This is a genomic window from Streptococcus suis (genome assembly GCF_019794615.1).
GTDB lineage: Bacteria > Bacillota > Bacilli > Lactobacillales > Streptococcaceae > Streptococcus > Streptococcus suis_AI.
Map to the genome: position 1 here is coordinate 1 of NZ_JAIMDU010000020.1, position 15,715 is coordinate 15,715.

Consider the following 15,715-nt stretch of genomic DNA (forward strand, 5'->3'; position numbering starts at 1 on the left):
AACGTTTTCAAGAACGCAACAACGGCCTTGCCCCTCTTGAAATGAGGAACAAGGCCGTCGCCTAATCTTTTATTATTTCATTGTCCACTTGACAGGGAGCAGTTCATAATTCGCTGCTACCCTCAATTTTATCATCAGAAAAATCAAGACAACAATGGGTAAGACACTTAAAAAGATATCCATAAATTTTTTTCATTTCCCTATTTATTTTCAAACCAAAGATTTGAAACATCTGTCAGCTCTACATCATACCTAACCACCATGATTAAGCAAAAAGAAACCTAACATTGTGTGTATTATAGCACAGGTTAGGGAAAAAAGTAACACCCTATCTATGAATTATTTTCATTATTTTTCAAGAGATAGTCACCTACGACCAATCATTCGTCTTGCTGACTATCTCTTGAAAAATTGACAAATCTCAATACATATGGTAAACTATTAGAAAATTGTAATTGCGAGGTAAGGAGAAATGGACAGTAACAAGTAAACTCAATTTAAGTTCTATACTTATTTAGTAGTTTTCTTGCGTCCATTTTTCTGCTCCCTCTATTCCATGAATAGGGTCTTTTTGAGCAGGACTTGACACACTACTAAATAGGTAGTGTGTTTTTTCTTGTAAAGGAGGCCTTATGCTACTAACCACTCAACACCTAACCCTCGACCATCAAAAAGATTTGAGAAATCTGGTTCATGACCTAAACCTCATTGTCAACCCTGGCGATAAAATAGCCATCATCGGCGAAGAAGGAAATGGAAAATCCAGTCTATTACTCACCTTGATGGATTCAGCTCTTGTCGCCGACTACCTGCTCATATCAGGCAGCATTCACCGATATTTTCACTCACCAGTCTATATTCCCCAAAGTCTTCCACTGGAAATAGCAGAGCTAACCTTGAACGACTACTTCTTCGCTGACTTGGACAGTGACATTGATTACGGTCTACTCTACCTCTATGCTGACCAGCTCCAGTTTGACAGTGAGCGATTTGCCAGTCAACAATTGATTGGAAGCCTGTCAGGTGGCGAAAAATTAAAAATTCAGTTAATCAAATCTTTAGCAACTCCATCTGATATTATTTTTCTAGATGAGCCGTCTAACGACTTGGATTTAGATACCTTACTTTGGCTTGAAAACTATATCATCACGAGTCCAAAGACCATCCTTTTTGTTTCTCACGATGAAGACTTTCTTAGCAGAACAGCTACAAAAATCATTCACCTAGAATCAGTAAAAAAGAAAACACTTGCTCAGACCAAGGTTGAAGATCTTGACTACCAAGATTACGCATTGAGACGCCAACAAGCCTATCAGAAGCAAGTCCAACAAGCTCGGAATGATCAAAAAGAATTTGACAAAGCTATGAACAAGCACCTACGTCAAAAATCACAGGTTCGTCATACCTTGCTCAACACCCATGATGCTACATTGGGACGGCTCATAGCCAAGAAAATGAAGAATGTCTTATCACGTGAAAAACGCTATGAGAGAATGAAGGAAAATCTCACACAAGTTCCTTTTCATGAGGATGCCATTACCCTCTTCTTCTCAGACATTTCACCACTACCAGCTAGAAAACAAGTGCTTCACTTAGAAAACTTCCAATTGAACATTGAAGGGCGACAATTAGTTCAAAATATCCATTTCAACTTAAATGGACAAGAGAAAATTGGCATCATTGGACAAAATGGAATTGGTAAATCCAGTTTTCTAAAGTTAATCTATCAAGAACTCAGGCAACGAGCGGACATAAACTTGGGATACATGCCCCAGCACTATTCAGAAGTCCTTGATGAATCTAAAACTCCACTTGATTTTTTATTAGAAAATGGCAATCGTGAGCAGGAACAACTTATCTTAACACATCTAGCCAGTCTGCAGTTTACACGACAAGAAGTTCATCACAAGATCTGTGAACTTTCGGGGGGACAAAAAGCCAAGTTACTCTTGTTAAAAATGGTTCTTGATCAAGCCAATTTTCTCTTATTAGATGAACCCAGTCGAAACTTCTCTCCTACTTCTCAGCCATATATTCGTCAACTATTTGCCGATTATCCAGGTGGCTTGGTATGTGTATCACACGACAGACGTTTTTTGAAAGAAGTTTGTCAAAGAATCTACCGACTAACTGAGAATGGACTGGAAGAACTAGAACAGATATAAAAAAGGAAGTTGGCGCACATGCCAAATTTCCTTTTCTAATAGTATTTCGAATATATTCGCTTTACAGCTTATAGTTTATCAAGAGCAAGCTGTAAGTCCTCAATCAAATCATTGACATTTTCAAGTCCGATGGATAGGCGGATTTGATTTGGTGTGACCCCAGCAGCAAGTAAATCTTCTGGAGCTAACTGAGCATGCGTGGTTGTAGCTGGATGAACTACTAGTGATTTAGCATCGGCAACGTTTGCTAAATTGGAAAAGATTTCCAAACTATCAATAACCTTACGCGCTTCTTCTGCTCCGCCTTCTACTTGGAAAGAGAAAATAGAGCCAACTCCCTTAGGCAGGTATTTATCCGCCAAAGGCTTATAAGGACTATCTGGAAGTGATGGATAATTGACCGACTCTACCTGAGGATGACTAAGTAAAAAGTCAACAATTTTTTCAGCATTAGATACATGACGCTCTACACGGAGAGACAAGGTTTCTAACCCTTGCAAAAGCAAGAAGGCGTTAAATGGAGAAAGGGCAGCACCTGTATCACGAAGTAATTGTACACGAACTGCCACAATAAATGCAGCTGCACCAATATCACGAGTATAACTAATGTTATGATAGCTTGGATCTTCTTCAACAAATTGCGGAAACTTACCAGATGCCACCCAATCAAACTTGCCGCTATCGACAATCACACCGCCAATGGTCGTACCATGCCCACCGATAAACTTGGTTGCTGAATGGACTACAATATCAACACCATGAGAAAATACATTAATCAAATATGGAGTTGCGAAGGTATTATCTGAAACAAGCGGGATGTGGTGGTTGTGTGCAATTTCTGCCAATTTTTCAAGATCAGGAATATTGATAACAGGATTTCCCAAGGTTTCAATAAATACCAGTTTTGTATTATCTTGAATGGCAGCTTCTACTGCTTCAAAGTCATCAATATCGACAAAGCTTGTTGTAATACCATAGCGAGGAAGGGTTTCTTTGAAAAGATTAAAGGTCCCACCATAGAGAGTGGTCGCTGCTACAATATGATCCCCAGCGTGTGCTAATGCTAAAACAGTATAGGTAATTGCTGCCATACCAGAAGCAGTTGCGAGCGCCCCAACGCCACCTTCTAAGGCAGCAATACGATTCTCAAAAGTAGCAACCGTTGGATTGGTAATACGAGTGTAGATATTACCAGGTTTACGTAAAGCAAACAAATCCTCCGCTTCTTGAGCATCTTCAAATACATAGGAAGTTGTCTGATAAATAGGTACCGCACGCGATTTTGAAGCAGCATCAACCTCCTGTCCAGCATGAAGTTGAAGGGTTTCAAATGAAAATTCTCTAGCCATAAAGATACTCCTTTGGTCTTTTTCAGTATTCTACCTCATTTTTACCATCTTGACTAATATTTAAATGTTAAGGAACCCTATAGTTAACACCTATAACCACATCTTATGAGTGACACCTAAGCTACTAACCAAGTCAAAAGGATTATTTATAGCGGAAAGGCAGTTACTCTATAGCAAATCGTATATAAACTCAATTCATTTATATATTTAGGACTGTATAAAAAGTCCAACAAGAATTAGGCAATATTGTTCTGAATCGCTTGTTTTTTAAATGTGAGAGGGGATTTTACTTAGATTTTGTTTCGGCTATCAATGCTCGATTGTCAAACTAATTTAGAGGACTCGCTTGCGGTGAGTATACAAAGGCATTAAGTCATAAATTTGATATAAAGGCAATATCATTTAACGTTTTTTATACTTCTCAAGAATCTTGAGAGCGAACAATCTGATGAAAATGAGAGATAGACAGGCTAGTCCCACCATTTCAAACAGAAGTGATTTTATTATGTCTATTGTTGCCACCGTAGAAATTGTTGTTGTCTGTATTAGCACAGGATAGCGAATTTGAAATGTAAAGAGAAACATACTTGATAGCACAAGCAATATGGATATCCCTAAAGCATATATGATGGTATACATGAAAACAGCAAGTAATGTTAAGCTATTGGCATACTGACTAGGCGACAGTCCATAACTAAAAAGTAAGCCCCTATGTTTTGATAAATCATTTATCAAAAGCCACACCGTAATACAACAAATAAGAGCGGGGAGGAGCATGTTACTGACCGGAAGAATCTGCAATAAAATCAAATAAAAGTCATTTGGGGCAGAAGGGTAATGGAAGTCAAGTGACTGCTCGAGGACTTCAGAATAGACTGCAATTTTTTCCGACAATTCACTGCTAGTATAGTGATTGATGAGGTGCCCTTTTGCCTCCCAGTTATGTAAGGTTCGGTAGAGTTCAAGCTCTGTTTTTAAGACTGTCTGACTTTTACCCTGTCTGTATTCATTGTCCAAGTAGTCAGTTGCAAGAATTAGGATTTTTTTATAATATTCAGTAGCATCACTGTCTAATGATTCTTCTGCATTGTCAGCATACAAAATATATTCAGCATCTCTTTTAATTCGATTAATTCGAACTCTATCCTCAAATCTCAGTCTATCAACCTCTAAAACATTTCGAAAGGTCAACGCAACTGGGATACTGAGTACCACCATAACTAAGGCTAGAAAAATAGAATTTCGCCTGAGTCGTAAAATAAAAAGGGTAACTAAGTTCATTGTCTCAAGCTCTCCTATTCAAATAGTTCTTTATAGATATCTTCAGATTGGTGTTCGAGAGGAGCAATATCTAGTATTTTAACTTGACAAGCCATAATCAGCTCCAAGTAGAAATTAAGATTATGGAGACTAGTATCAACTTGAATCCCTTCTTTTAGCAAAGACACTCCATTCAGATATCTTAAACTCTCACATACAGCATGGTTATCAGTGGTTTGAATGCTGTACTGTCGTCCAACACAGTCGAGTTTTCGGTGAATAAGCTTACCATTCTTAAGAAATAAAAGCTGATTTGTTAGTTGGTCAACTTCATTTAATTGGTGAGAAGATACAATGACAGTAGATCCAGCTTGTGCTAAACTTTTAAGCAATTTCCTGGTTTGTATATAACTAGTCGGATCTAAGCCGTTTAAAGGTTCATCTAAGAGTATGAGCTTAGGTTTGTTCAAAATACAAATTGCAAGTAGGAGGTGCTGCTTCATTCCAAGTGAATAATTTTTGACAGGTATACTTACATAATCATGAATGCCAATTTCTTCAATCACTTGTTCAATTCGCTCTTTTGGTAAACCTTGAATACCTTGAACCAATCGTAAATGTTCCATTCCCGTCAATTCAGGGTATAGGACTCGATTATCTTGCAAGTAAGCAAAGGATTGATAAATACCAGAGTCAGTATGTTTCTTTCCAAGAACTTGAATAGTGCCAGAATCGATAGATTGTAGGTTAGCAATGCAATCCAAAAAGGTTGTCTTTCCTGCACCATTTGGGCCAATTAAGGCCCAGATACCTGGTCCCTCTAGTTCTAGATTTAGATGATCAAGGATTTTCTTTTGTCCGAAAGACTTGCATAAATCTTGAATGGCTAATCGCATAGTCAGACCTCCCTTTTTCTTATTAATAAATAAAACTGAAGAATATAAATCAATAAGTTGCTTATTAGTAAAATGAATAAAGCTCGCGTAGTAACATCTCCAGAAAACTGATGGAAAATTAGGATACTCCCATCTGATAAATCACCTGCATTCCAAAGACTGAAAGGATTGAAAATGTTTGGATAAAGGTTGGCGCACAAAGCCATTCCGAGTGTAACTAAAAATCCAGCAAGTCCATTTTTAAACAAAATTGCTATGGTTTGCGCTACTCCTAGAAGGAATAGAAGATAAAGATAGTGAATACAACTAGCAAGAAAGATTACTTGATAAATGGGGCTGATATGTGTATGAATAAAACTAAAGGTTAATTCTTTGCTGATATAAGTAGGTATAGGGTATATCCAGCTACTATTCCCATTTACAAGCGAGGATATTAGGAAGTGACACAAATAAGTAGCGAAGAAAAGAAAACTGTAAAGGATAAAAAAAGCAATGTACTTCTTGCATGTAAACTGTATCCTGCTCATTCCACTTGTCTGCAAGAGACGGATTTGCCTGTTATTTCCTATCTGATTCTTAATAAAAAAATCTGTAAAACAGACGAGAAAGAGTAGGCTCGTGATGATAACCCCATTATTTTTCTGCCATTTCCAGATTTCATGACTAGCTCCCTTTAGTGCTTGTTGTCCTAAACTATTGACAATTTCTCGATCTGTTTGTGATTTTGGTAATTCAAAAGCGGTTAGAAATAATTCAGTCGGAAAGGCAGAGGGGATCTCATGCTCTAATAAGTACTTGGAAACTAAGACCGTATTTTCAATGGTTTGAGAGGTAAATCCATAACCTTCGTAAGCAAAAGAAATATACTGCCCATCTAGCTGATAGTGCTGGATATTACTTTCATAAAAATAGGCCCAATCGTCATTTTTGACAGCTTGAATTTCCTTTTGATAGTTAGCAATATAATCTGTGAAAAATTTTTGTTCAGCTTCATAATCCATTTGATCGATTAAACTATTTTGATACTGTTCTTCCAAATCTTGCAACATATTCTCAATATTTTGAACCATAAGTTCATCATGCAGAATGACCTTCGACTTTGCTTCTCGATTGTGATACCCTGCTATGAAAGAACTAGCCAGAGTAATAACTAGTAAAATAAGAATAGCAATCAATGTTTTTTTACTACGTAAAAATAATTTTCTTTCAACCTGAAACATAGCTACCTCCGAAAAGAGAAGAGATTTATACGACTAGTTATATGTACAGTCTATCTAGAAATAGTTCCAGAATAATATGCCAAATAAAAACCATCGCTGTCCTGAATATAGTCAGTTAATCGTAAATTACCGGAATATTTTAGTCCGTTTCTATATTCTTCATAATATTTAGTTTGCGAGAGGTATCTAACAATAAATAGCTTATCACTAATGTAATAAGATTTTGGAAGAACAGCAACTCGTAATCCAGTTTCAGCTTTCACTGGTATGGTATTCATTTGAGTAACAACGGGAATAAAAATAGAAAGTATTAATAGTAAATGAACTACAATTTTTTTTCATAATAAACCTCCATTTATGATAAAATCTCTTCTCACAATATAATTATATATATACACAGCTAAAAGAGCAAATTATTATGTGCATTCTTATAAAAAAATAGTAAGTAACTTGTTTTACCACAATTTTCTGAGGTAGGATTGTTTTAGATTAATAATAATAAAATTAGAATTATAGGCGAATACATATTTGATGGGCTATTCAATACTTTAAAATCCACTACTCATATTACTTGAATAAAATAAGAAGAACAGATACAATGATATTATGAATACATTATTAGAATATATTGGACCAATAATCCTTGTTATCTTGATAATTTCTTATAGTATTTATCGGCGGTTCCATCCCAATACTAAGGATACCAAGCAGCCACCAAGATGTCCAAAATGTAAGTCTATCAAACTTCAAACTTATACTCCAAATCGAAAACAATATTCTCGTAAAGCTGGAATGGTCGGCCATGCAATCAATGGTGTTGAAGGAGCAATGTTTGCAATGCTCTATGAAGCCGATAGAACATATTATCGCTGCCAATACTGTGGTAACCGTTTTTCCAGAAAAGAAAACCGTTTTATCTCCAACATCGAATAATCCAACCTAATTTTTATTAGTTGATTTTTATCTTAAAACGCATTGGTTAGAATTCCAAGTAAAGGAATCTAACCAATGCGTTTTTATATTTATCTACTATTCTCACCCTTATGGGATCTATCCTTACAAGTATGTCGACTAGCTGACCAACTTAAAAATTCCTGTCCAATTCAAGAAAGCCTTTCTACGCATCCGTTCAATCTCAGTTCGAAAGAGGCCTGCTATTGTTGCACGATTTAAAACGACACTGTTTTCACGAGAAGAATTCATCACTTTAGTAACAAGCCTCTCCACTTCTTCTCCTTCTCTAGTTCCCATATCCCACAATTCTTGAAGTACTGTTTTATTATACATCTTTTCATACTCTGCCATACCTTGTAGCACCCAATACCTGTGGTCACTTTCGACTTCTAGCCACTGCCATATAATTTCAGCATCTGCCACATCTGGTTTTTCATACTGACAGGATTGACAGAGTACCATTTGATTCGCAAAACTAGTCATGTCTGTTTTCCACTTATGCGATACAATTTGATAAGCAGACACAGCATGAGGAGTTTTACATCTCCAACATAGACCGTTGTGAACTTCGGTATCATCAAAAATCCCTCGCTCAACTAAGGTGTCCATCCAGTAGTCTTCTATCTTTGATAAATCCATTTTAGTATTTTGCATATATAACATCTTTAACATCTTCATTCTCCCTTAAATCCTTATTTATTTTCCAATAGTTGTGACCGAATCATACTCGCTTGTAGCATTGCCAGCTCGACAATGCAAGGATACTGACTTAAATCTAAATTCTCCAACAAACGGTAAGATAAAAATAACTTCGGCTGTAAACGTGTCAAAGGTTTTGACCAAATAACTTGTTCATCTTGAAGTTGTTTGATAGCCAGAAAATATAGGTGATTGGCCATGAGATAGGCTTTGCCATTTAACAAATAGGCATAATCCTGCATCAAATCCCGACAAAATGATGCAATCCACACAGCAGCTGTCTTTTCAACATCGAATTGGTAAGTACGTAATAAGTTAGCTGTGAACACACTTCCCTTTCCAAAATCCTCAGACCACCTACCTTCAAAATCTTCCATGTCTAACGGAGAGGTCAACCCAAAATGACTAGCATATGTTTCCCATTCCTTATAAATATCATTCCAAGAAATAACTGTCTTCATAATCGATCCTACCTCCGTTTTTCATTTATGTGAGATAATTTTAACACCAATTTTTTATTTTGTCAAACATGTTAAACAATATTTGCAAACAAAAATATAAAATGGTATAATTAGTTAAACAAACAAGGAGACAACCATGATACTAGGCGAAATATTAAAAGAATACCGAAACAAACATTCATTATCAATGGATAAATTTGCGGAGCTATCTGGTTTAACAAAGGGATATATTTCCATGTTAGAAAAGAACCAACATCCCAAAACAAAAAAAGCTCTTTTGCCGACAATGGATACACTTGAAAAAGTAGCAAAAGGAATGTCCATATCTGTTGGGGAAGTGATCGAACAGTTAGACACCAATCAAGGCATTGCTTTGACAATCACTCCTGGGCAATTCAAGCTTTTTCAGCAACCTATCCATCCTCAGGTCCAGCTCTTGGATAAAGAGTTACAAGAACCATTTCACAGTCAATGGCTAGCCTTTGGTCAAGAACAGTTACTGGCTATGCGGGAAACTAGTCAGACAAACATTCTGCAAATGGATGATTACCGTGATCGGGTTGAGTTAGCCGTTCCAGGTAAAGTCTCTGCTGGTACTGGTTATTGGCAGGATACTGATTTGAATAACCTAGTCTCATTCTTCAGTGATGACATTCCTGACAGCCACACATATGATACAATCGCCCAAGTAGTTGGTGATTCCATGGCTCCACAGATTCAAGATGGCGATTATTTATTTATTCGATTAACCCCACATATTCCATTAAATGCCATTGGGATTTTCTCCGTAAATGGGGAAAATTTTGTTAAAAAATTCAAAGGCGACTACCTACAATCACTCAATCCAGACTATGATGATATATATTTTAATGCAGATGACGATATCCGCCCAATTGGTCAAGTGGTTGCAATTTATGATTAAAAAAGGAGGCTTACTCGCCTCCCTTTTCTTTTAACGGAAAAGTCTCTCATCTGATGACTATTGACAATTGATACTCTTTTCAAAACCAAAATGAACCGGTGTCAACTTTTAATCTTGATAGAGTTGATTTAATAAGTAAATTAATTATTTAGCTACCCTTATGTCGATTGATTGTCCTCTACTATTTTATTTAAAGTGTGGAGATTGCTTATTATTATTGAAAATTATTAGAGGTTTTGATTTTACTATTTCTCAACTTGTATGCTGAAAATTGAATCGTTATGGTATGAAAATATTAGCCTTCATTTAGATTGAACTGGGTAACTGGGCTAATGTCAGGTACAAATGCTATGCATTATAAAACACTACATTCCAAATTACATTTGGAAAACCGACGAAAGACTTTTCCCCTACTAAAATCTGCAATTTTTTTGCAAAAAATTCAGAATCCTAGTAGTATATACACACCTATGAACGCTAATAGACTCCTTTCACTCGGTCAGATGGCGTTCAACATCTTAAATCAAACTATTTCCTTTTTTCAATTAGATTATACCACTATTGTAAAACGCTTTCAAATAATTATGTGCTCCAAATTCATTTTTTTTATCATTTTTTTAACTTTCTTTTGCTTTTACAAAAGATTCCCACATTTTCTGCTGCGGTTTTGCAAATGGATAGGTAGGAAAATCTTCTACAGAGACCCATTTCAATTCTTTTGAATCTGGAAGTGTGCTTGAATCTGATATACCTTCTATCAATTCGATTTGCCATTTGCGGTGACTAAAAATGTGCTGGACGGTATCAAATTCTTGCTCTTGCCAATCAACAGTCAGACCATAAAGTTCCGTAAAGCTCTGCCGAATATCTGGCTGAACAACTTCTTCTGCAACTTCAAAGAGAGAGACTTGCTTGTCAACGATTGCTCCTTTTTCCAAAAGCGGAAAAGACCAGAAACCTGATAGAAGACCTGCTTCATTATTTTTTTCCAATAAAAATTGATTATCTTTATTTCTAATAAGAAATCCTTGGTAGGCCACGGGAATCGGCTTTTTCTTTGGTGCTTTGATTGGATACTTATCCATTGTACCGTTTAAGTAGGCTGCGCTAAAGGCTTTGACTGGGCTGTCCTGGGGACGTGGATTAACTGGCGATTCAATATCCGAACCCAGATCCATCAGGGCTTGGTTGAAATCGCCCGGTCGATCTGGATCAATCAATAGCTCCATCATCGCTTGGAAAATCTTACGATTGGCAGGCAAACCAATATCATAATCAACCTCAAACAAGCGGCTGAGAACCCGCATCACATTACCATCTACCGCTGGTTCTGGCAAATTAAAAGCAATACTGGAAATTGCTCCAGCAGTATAGGGACCAATGCCCTTTAGGCTTGAAATGGCTGCATGCGTGGTCGGAAATTGCCCATCAAAATCTTCTACCATTTGCTGAGCCGCCTTTTGCATATTCCGCACGCGCGAATAATAGCCCAATCCCTCCCAGAGTTTGAGAATGACCTCCTCTGGTGCTTGTGCTAAATCACTAATCGTAGGCAAGTGATGGAGAAAACGTTCATAATAAGGAATGACCGTGTCTACTCTTGTCTGTTGAAGCATGATTTCAGAAACCCATATAGCGTATGGGTCCCTTGTCCTTCTCCAAGGCAAATCACGTTTATTAGCATCATACCAATCTAAGAGTGCCTTGCGAAAAGATTGAATCTTTTCCTCCGGCCACATTTCGATTCCATATTCTTTCAAATCTAACATACATCTAGTATAACACAAAGAAAGGGAGCCAGCTTTTGCCAACTCCCGTATCTTGTTTATAATTAAAATCAAATTAGCTCGAGAGGTTTGGGGAGCCTTTGGAGGTTTGAGATAAAGCGAATGAAATTTGTTTCTCTAAAACTAACCAGGACCGGCTGCTTTTGATGTTCGTTGAGTATTATTCTACTTTACCTGTTACAAACATGGTAAAGCTTGCTGAAGCAAGTAGCTGTTTATCTTGATTTTCTATCTTCACTTCGACGACCTTTGTTCTACTTCCATCATGTGTGCAAGAACCAGTGACGGATAAGCTATCACCAAGTTTTGCCGCCTTCATATAATGGATATTGGACTGTAGGGTGACTGAATAAGAACCCCCTGCTACTGTAGTCAATCCTGCTACTGAATCAGCTAATGTAAAGAGGAAGCCTCCATGAGCCATACCATATGGATTGAGAGACTTTTCAGTCACCTTAGTAGTCAGTAGTACCTCTTTCTCATTGAGCATTGTAGCTTGATAGTCATCTAAAACTGTAATCGGTTGTAAGTCTAATTTATCTAACACATTCATTCTCCTCTGATTGCTGACTCGTTTGCATTTGGTAATATACGCCCTGCTTCTTCATCAACTCTCTATGATTTCCTTGTTCAACAATTTTTCCATCCACCATTACTAAAATCAAGTCAGCTGATTGAATGGTTGATAGGCGATGAGCAATAATAAAACTGGTCCGTCCTTCCATCAATTTGGCAAATGCTTCCTGTACTAAAATTTCTGTCCGTGTATCAATAGAGGAAGTCGCCTCGTCTAAAATCAGAATTTTAGGTATTTTAACAAAGACACGCGCAATTGACAAGAGCTGACGTTGTCCTTGAGATAAGGCTTCTCCTCCATCTGCCAAAACTGTATCATAACCTTGCGGAAGCTGACGAATAAAGAAGTCTGCATTAGCTGCCTTAGCCGCCTCAATGACCAATTCCCGCGTGGCATTTGGATAGCCATAGGCAATATTATCATGAATGGTACCAGATTTGATCCATGTCTCCTGTAAAACCATCCCAATCTGTCTGCGAAGATCCTCACGACTGTACTGGCTAATCGGAACCTCATCTAAAGTAATTTGACCAGCCGTTACATCGTAGAAACGCATAAGCAGGTTAATCATGGTTGATTTACCAGCACCAGTAGGTCCAACAATGGCTACCTTTTGTCCTGCTTTGACATCAATGTCCAAATGTTCTATCAGAGAACGGTCAGCGCTGTATGAGAAAGACACATTGTCAAAGGAAATAGTTCCCTTCAACTCCTCTGAATCGATTTTCCGCTCAGCCTGATCGTCAATGCTATCTAGAGCCAAGATAGCAAACAGCCTGTCTGCACAAGCTAAAGCGCTCTGCAATTCCGATAGGACCGAGGAAATATCATTAAAAGGCTTGCTGTACTGACTAGCATAATTGAGAAAAGTTGTCAGTGAACCCACTGTAAACTGTCCTGCCATAATTCTCAGCGCTCCAAGTCCTGCAAGCAAGGCATAAATAATAGCATTGATAAACCGTGTACTTGGATTGACCGTTGAAGAGGCAAAGATAGCCTGTTGGGAATAGGTCGCATACTGTTCATTCACAACTTGAAACCCATGCGTAAATTGCTCTTGAGCATTGAAAGATTGAACCAAGGTCAGTTGACTAATCGATTCCTCAAGTAGCTGAGATTGCTTCCCACGTGCCTGTGTTTGTTTTCTATAATAACCATAGGATTTTTTAGCAATATACCGTGCAACAAGCAGAGACACGGGAGTCAGGGCAACAACAACCAACATCATCGTCAAGTCAAGCCTAGCCATAGTGAAAATGGTTAAGAAAATGGTCAAGATACCTATGAAAAATTGATTGAAAACCATTAAGAGTCCGTTGGTTAATTGCTCACTATCACTTGAAAAACGAGCTACCAAATCACCAACTGAATGACGATCCAGATAAGATAGGGGCATCTGGTGCAGCTTAACATAAACCTGTTCACGCAAGTCGGACACCATTCCATAAACCAAGCGATTGGTTACTAGTGGGAGATACCATTGCACCAGCGTATTAAGCAAGATAACCATCACCATTTTGCCAATTATCCCTAGCAAGACCTGACCATCCGCTATCAATACTGCATCGACTGCCTGACCAATCAAGATAGGTAGATAGACTGTCAGAAGCACCTGCATCAAAGTTCCCACCAACATCAAGGACATTCGAAAGGGTTGGCCCAAAACCAATCTGACCAGTTCCTTAAAACTAGATTGTTTCATGGCTGTCCTCCTCCCTATGTTGTGATTGATCGATTTCATGGTAAATGGCAGATCTTCTCAGCAAGTCTTCATGACGGCCAAGTCCCACTTGACGCCCTCGATCCAAGACTAAAATCAGATCAGCTGTTCGTAAACTATTGGTTCTCTGAGATACCATTATTAAGGTTTGCTCAGGCAATTCACGACGAATCGCAGCCAATAACCGACTCTCTGTCAGATAATCCAAAGCAGAGGTCGCATCATCTAAAACCAATATCGGTGCTTTCTGTAAAATAGCGCGTGCAATAGTCAAACGTTGACGCTGTCCACCAGAAAAATTCTTCCCAAAGGCTTCGACAGGACTATCTAGGCCTCCCTTGTCCTCAATGAAGGACTTAGCCTGTGCAATTTCCAGCGCTACCCATAACTCACTGTCCAATACACTTTCTAAGCCTAATGACAGGTTAGAACGCACAGTCCCAGCAAAAAGCTGAGCTTGTTGCGGAACAATAGCTAATTGCTGCCGCCACTCTTTCAAATTCCTAGGACTTTTCCCATCAATAAAGAAAGAGAGTTGGCTGTTCGGTATGGAATAAAGAGCCTGTAAAAGGTCTACTAAGGTCGATTTCCCTGAACCAGTACCACCAATTACTCCCATAAACTGCCCCTTACCTAGTTCAAAATTAATATCTATTAGTGATTCCTCAGAAGATTTTGGATAAGAAAAGGAAAGATGGTTCACGGAAAAAATCAATTCCTTGTCTGCACTATAAACTACTGGCAGATTGGCTTCTACATCCTCAGATTCTTGTTCAAACACCTCTTGAATACGTTGCGCTGAAATGTAGGTCTGGTTGAGAGTAGACACGACCATAATCATCTTGACCAATTCGACTAAAATTTGAAGAAGGTAGTTGATAAGAGCGACCAACATCCCCAGTTCCAACAAATTGTGTGAAATAGCCTTATTTCCCTGCCAGATGAGAATAATCAAGGTTCCATTGACAACTAGAAAGGTCAAGGGGGACAAAAGACTTGACCAAAAACCAGCCTGTAGCTGTTGCTTCTTATATCGTTGATTTATGCCTTGAAATGTCTTAATTTCTCGCTCTCTCTGCCCAAAAGCTCGAATCACTCTCCAGCCAGTAACCGTTTCTCGTACCTGTCCTACCAAACCATCTAATTCCTTTCGAATAGATTGATAAATACGACTAGTCAGGACTGAAATTCCTGTTACGATGACCAACAACAGGAGAATCATTCCTAGAAAATAGATTGATAGACTTGGGCTAATATAGAATGCCATAATCAGTGAACCAAATACGACAATCGGAGCCCTTAGGAATAAACGTAAAAAAGTATTGATACCTGTTTGAACCTGCAAAGCATCACTCGTCAATCTGGTTAATAAACTGGCAGATGAAAGTATGTCTCGACTTGATTTTGGAAGAGAAAGGACTTTCTGATACAAATCATTCGTTAATGCTTTTGTCACTCCGACTGCTGCTTTGGCTGAAAAATATTGCGCTGTTATCGAGACAATAATTCCAATACAAGCGAGTCCAACTAGTAATAAAAGCATAGCAACCAGGTCTCCCCGGTTGCCATTTGGAATAATTGTATCTACGATATAGGCGATTATCAACGGAACAAGAAGTTCAAAGCTAGCTTCCAATAGCTTGAAAACTGGACCTAGAATGGATTCCTTGATATAGTCCTTAAAATACCGTGATAAAAATTTCAT

Annotated in this window: 13 protein-coding genes; 3 read left to right on the top strand and 10 right to left on the bottom strand. The window is 38.0% G+C overall.

What is annotated here, in order from left to right; genetic code table 11:
* The first annotated feature begins 632 nt into the window (after positions 1 to 632).
* Positions 633 to 2,165, top strand: a complete 1,533-nt coding sequence (locus tag K6V43_RS06755; protein ID WP_222382380.1) for an ATP-binding cassette domain-containing protein — start codon at positions 633 to 635, stop codon at positions 2,163 to 2,165.
* Positions 2,166 to 2,233: 68 nt separating this feature from the next.
* On the opposite strand, the gene K6V43_RS06760 is transcribed toward K6V43_RS06755, so the two are convergent.
* The 4 genes from K6V43_RS06760 to K6V43_RS06775 form a co-directional block, all read right to left on the bottom strand.
* Positions 2,234 to 3,514, bottom strand: a complete 1,281-nt coding sequence (locus K6V43_RS06760) for an O-acetylhomoserine aminocarboxypropyltransferase/cysteine synthase family protein (RefSeq protein WP_222382382.1) — start codon at positions 3,512 to 3,514, stop codon at positions 2,234 to 2,236.
* Positions 3,515 to 3,916: 402 nt separating this feature from the next.
* On the bottom strand, positions 3,917 to 4,795 hold the full coding sequence (locus K6V43_RS06765; RefSeq protein WP_222382384.1) for a hypothetical protein: 879 nt from the start codon (positions 4,793 to 4,795) through the stop codon (positions 3,917 to 3,919).
* Between the two features lie 14 nt (positions 4,796 to 4,809).
* The gene (locus K6V43_RS06770) at positions 4,810 to 5,670 is read right to left on the bottom strand and encodes an ABC transporter ATP-binding protein (protein ID WP_222382386.1); all 861 of its coding nucleotides are present in this window, start codon (positions 5,668 to 5,670) and stop codon (positions 4,810 to 4,812) included.
* 2 nt (positions 5,671 to 5,672) lie between these two features.
* Positions 5,673 to 6,890: a v-SNARE N-terminal domain-containing protein gene (locus K6V43_RS06775; RefSeq protein ID WP_222382388.1), complete on the bottom strand. Its 1,218-nt coding sequence runs from the start codon at positions 6,888 to 6,890 to the stop codon at positions 5,673 to 5,675.
* A 606-nt stretch (positions 6,891 to 7,496) separates the two neighbouring features.
* Here K6V43_RS06775 and K6V43_RS06780 point away from each other — a divergent pair.
* The gene (locus K6V43_RS06780) at positions 7,497 to 7,823 is read left to right on the top strand and encodes a hypothetical protein (RefSeq protein ID WP_222382417.1); all 327 of its coding nucleotides are present in this window, start codon (positions 7,497 to 7,499) and stop codon (positions 7,821 to 7,823) included.
* Positions 7,824 to 7,961: 138 nt separating this feature from the next.
* On the opposite strand, the gene K6V43_RS06785 is transcribed toward K6V43_RS06780, so the two are convergent.
* Together K6V43_RS06785 and K6V43_RS06790 are read right to left on the bottom strand one after the other, a co-directional pair.
* Positions 7,962 to 8,516, bottom strand: coding sequence for a hypothetical protein (locus tag K6V43_RS06785; protein ID WP_261311799.1), 555 nt, complete (start codon positions 8,514 to 8,516; stop codon positions 7,962 to 7,964).
* 20 nt (positions 8,517 to 8,536) lie between these two features.
* Positions 8,537 to 9,004, bottom strand: a complete 468-nt coding sequence (locus K6V43_RS06790) for a hypothetical protein (protein ID WP_172130510.1) — start codon at positions 9,002 to 9,004, stop codon at positions 8,537 to 8,539.
* A gap of 136 nt (positions 9,005 to 9,140) precedes the next feature.
* Here K6V43_RS06790 and K6V43_RS06795 point away from each other — a divergent pair, with 136 nt between their 5' ends.
* The gene (locus tag K6V43_RS06795) at positions 9,141 to 9,926 is read left to right on the top strand and encodes an XRE family transcriptional regulator (RefSeq protein ID WP_222382390.1); all 786 of its coding nucleotides are present in this window, start codon (positions 9,141 to 9,143) and stop codon (positions 9,924 to 9,926) included.
* A 617-nt stretch (positions 9,927 to 10,543) separates the two neighbouring features.
* On the opposite strand, the gene mutY is transcribed toward K6V43_RS06795, so the two are convergent.
* The 4 genes from mutY to K6V43_RS06815 form a co-directional block, all read right to left on the bottom strand.
* Entirely contained in the window at positions 10,544 to 11,695 is a 1,152-nt protein-coding gene (gene mutY, locus K6V43_RS06800) for an A/G-specific adenine glycosylase (protein WP_222382392.1), read from the bottom strand.
* A 178-nt stretch (positions 11,696 to 11,873) separates the two neighbouring features.
* Complete coding sequence (locus tag K6V43_RS06805; protein WP_174235197.1) at positions 11,874 to 12,266, bottom strand: PaaI family thioesterase; 393 nt, start codon at positions 12,264 to 12,266, stop codon at positions 11,874 to 11,876.
* Positions 12,250 to 13,992 carry an ABC transporter ATP-binding protein gene (locus K6V43_RS06810; RefSeq protein ID WP_222382394.1) on the bottom strand — a complete coding sequence of 581 codons (1,743 nt, stop codon included), beginning with the start codon at positions 13,990 to 13,992 and terminating at the stop codon, positions 12,250 to 12,252. Before K6V43_RS06810 ends, K6V43_RS06805 begins: the two co-directional genes overlap by 17 nt.
* Complete coding sequence (locus K6V43_RS06815; protein WP_222382396.1) at positions 13,979 to 15,715, bottom strand: ABC transporter ATP-binding protein; 1,737 nt, start codon at positions 15,713 to 15,715, stop codon at positions 13,979 to 13,981. The genes K6V43_RS06810 and K6V43_RS06815 overlap by 14 nt, the downstream gene beginning before the upstream one ends.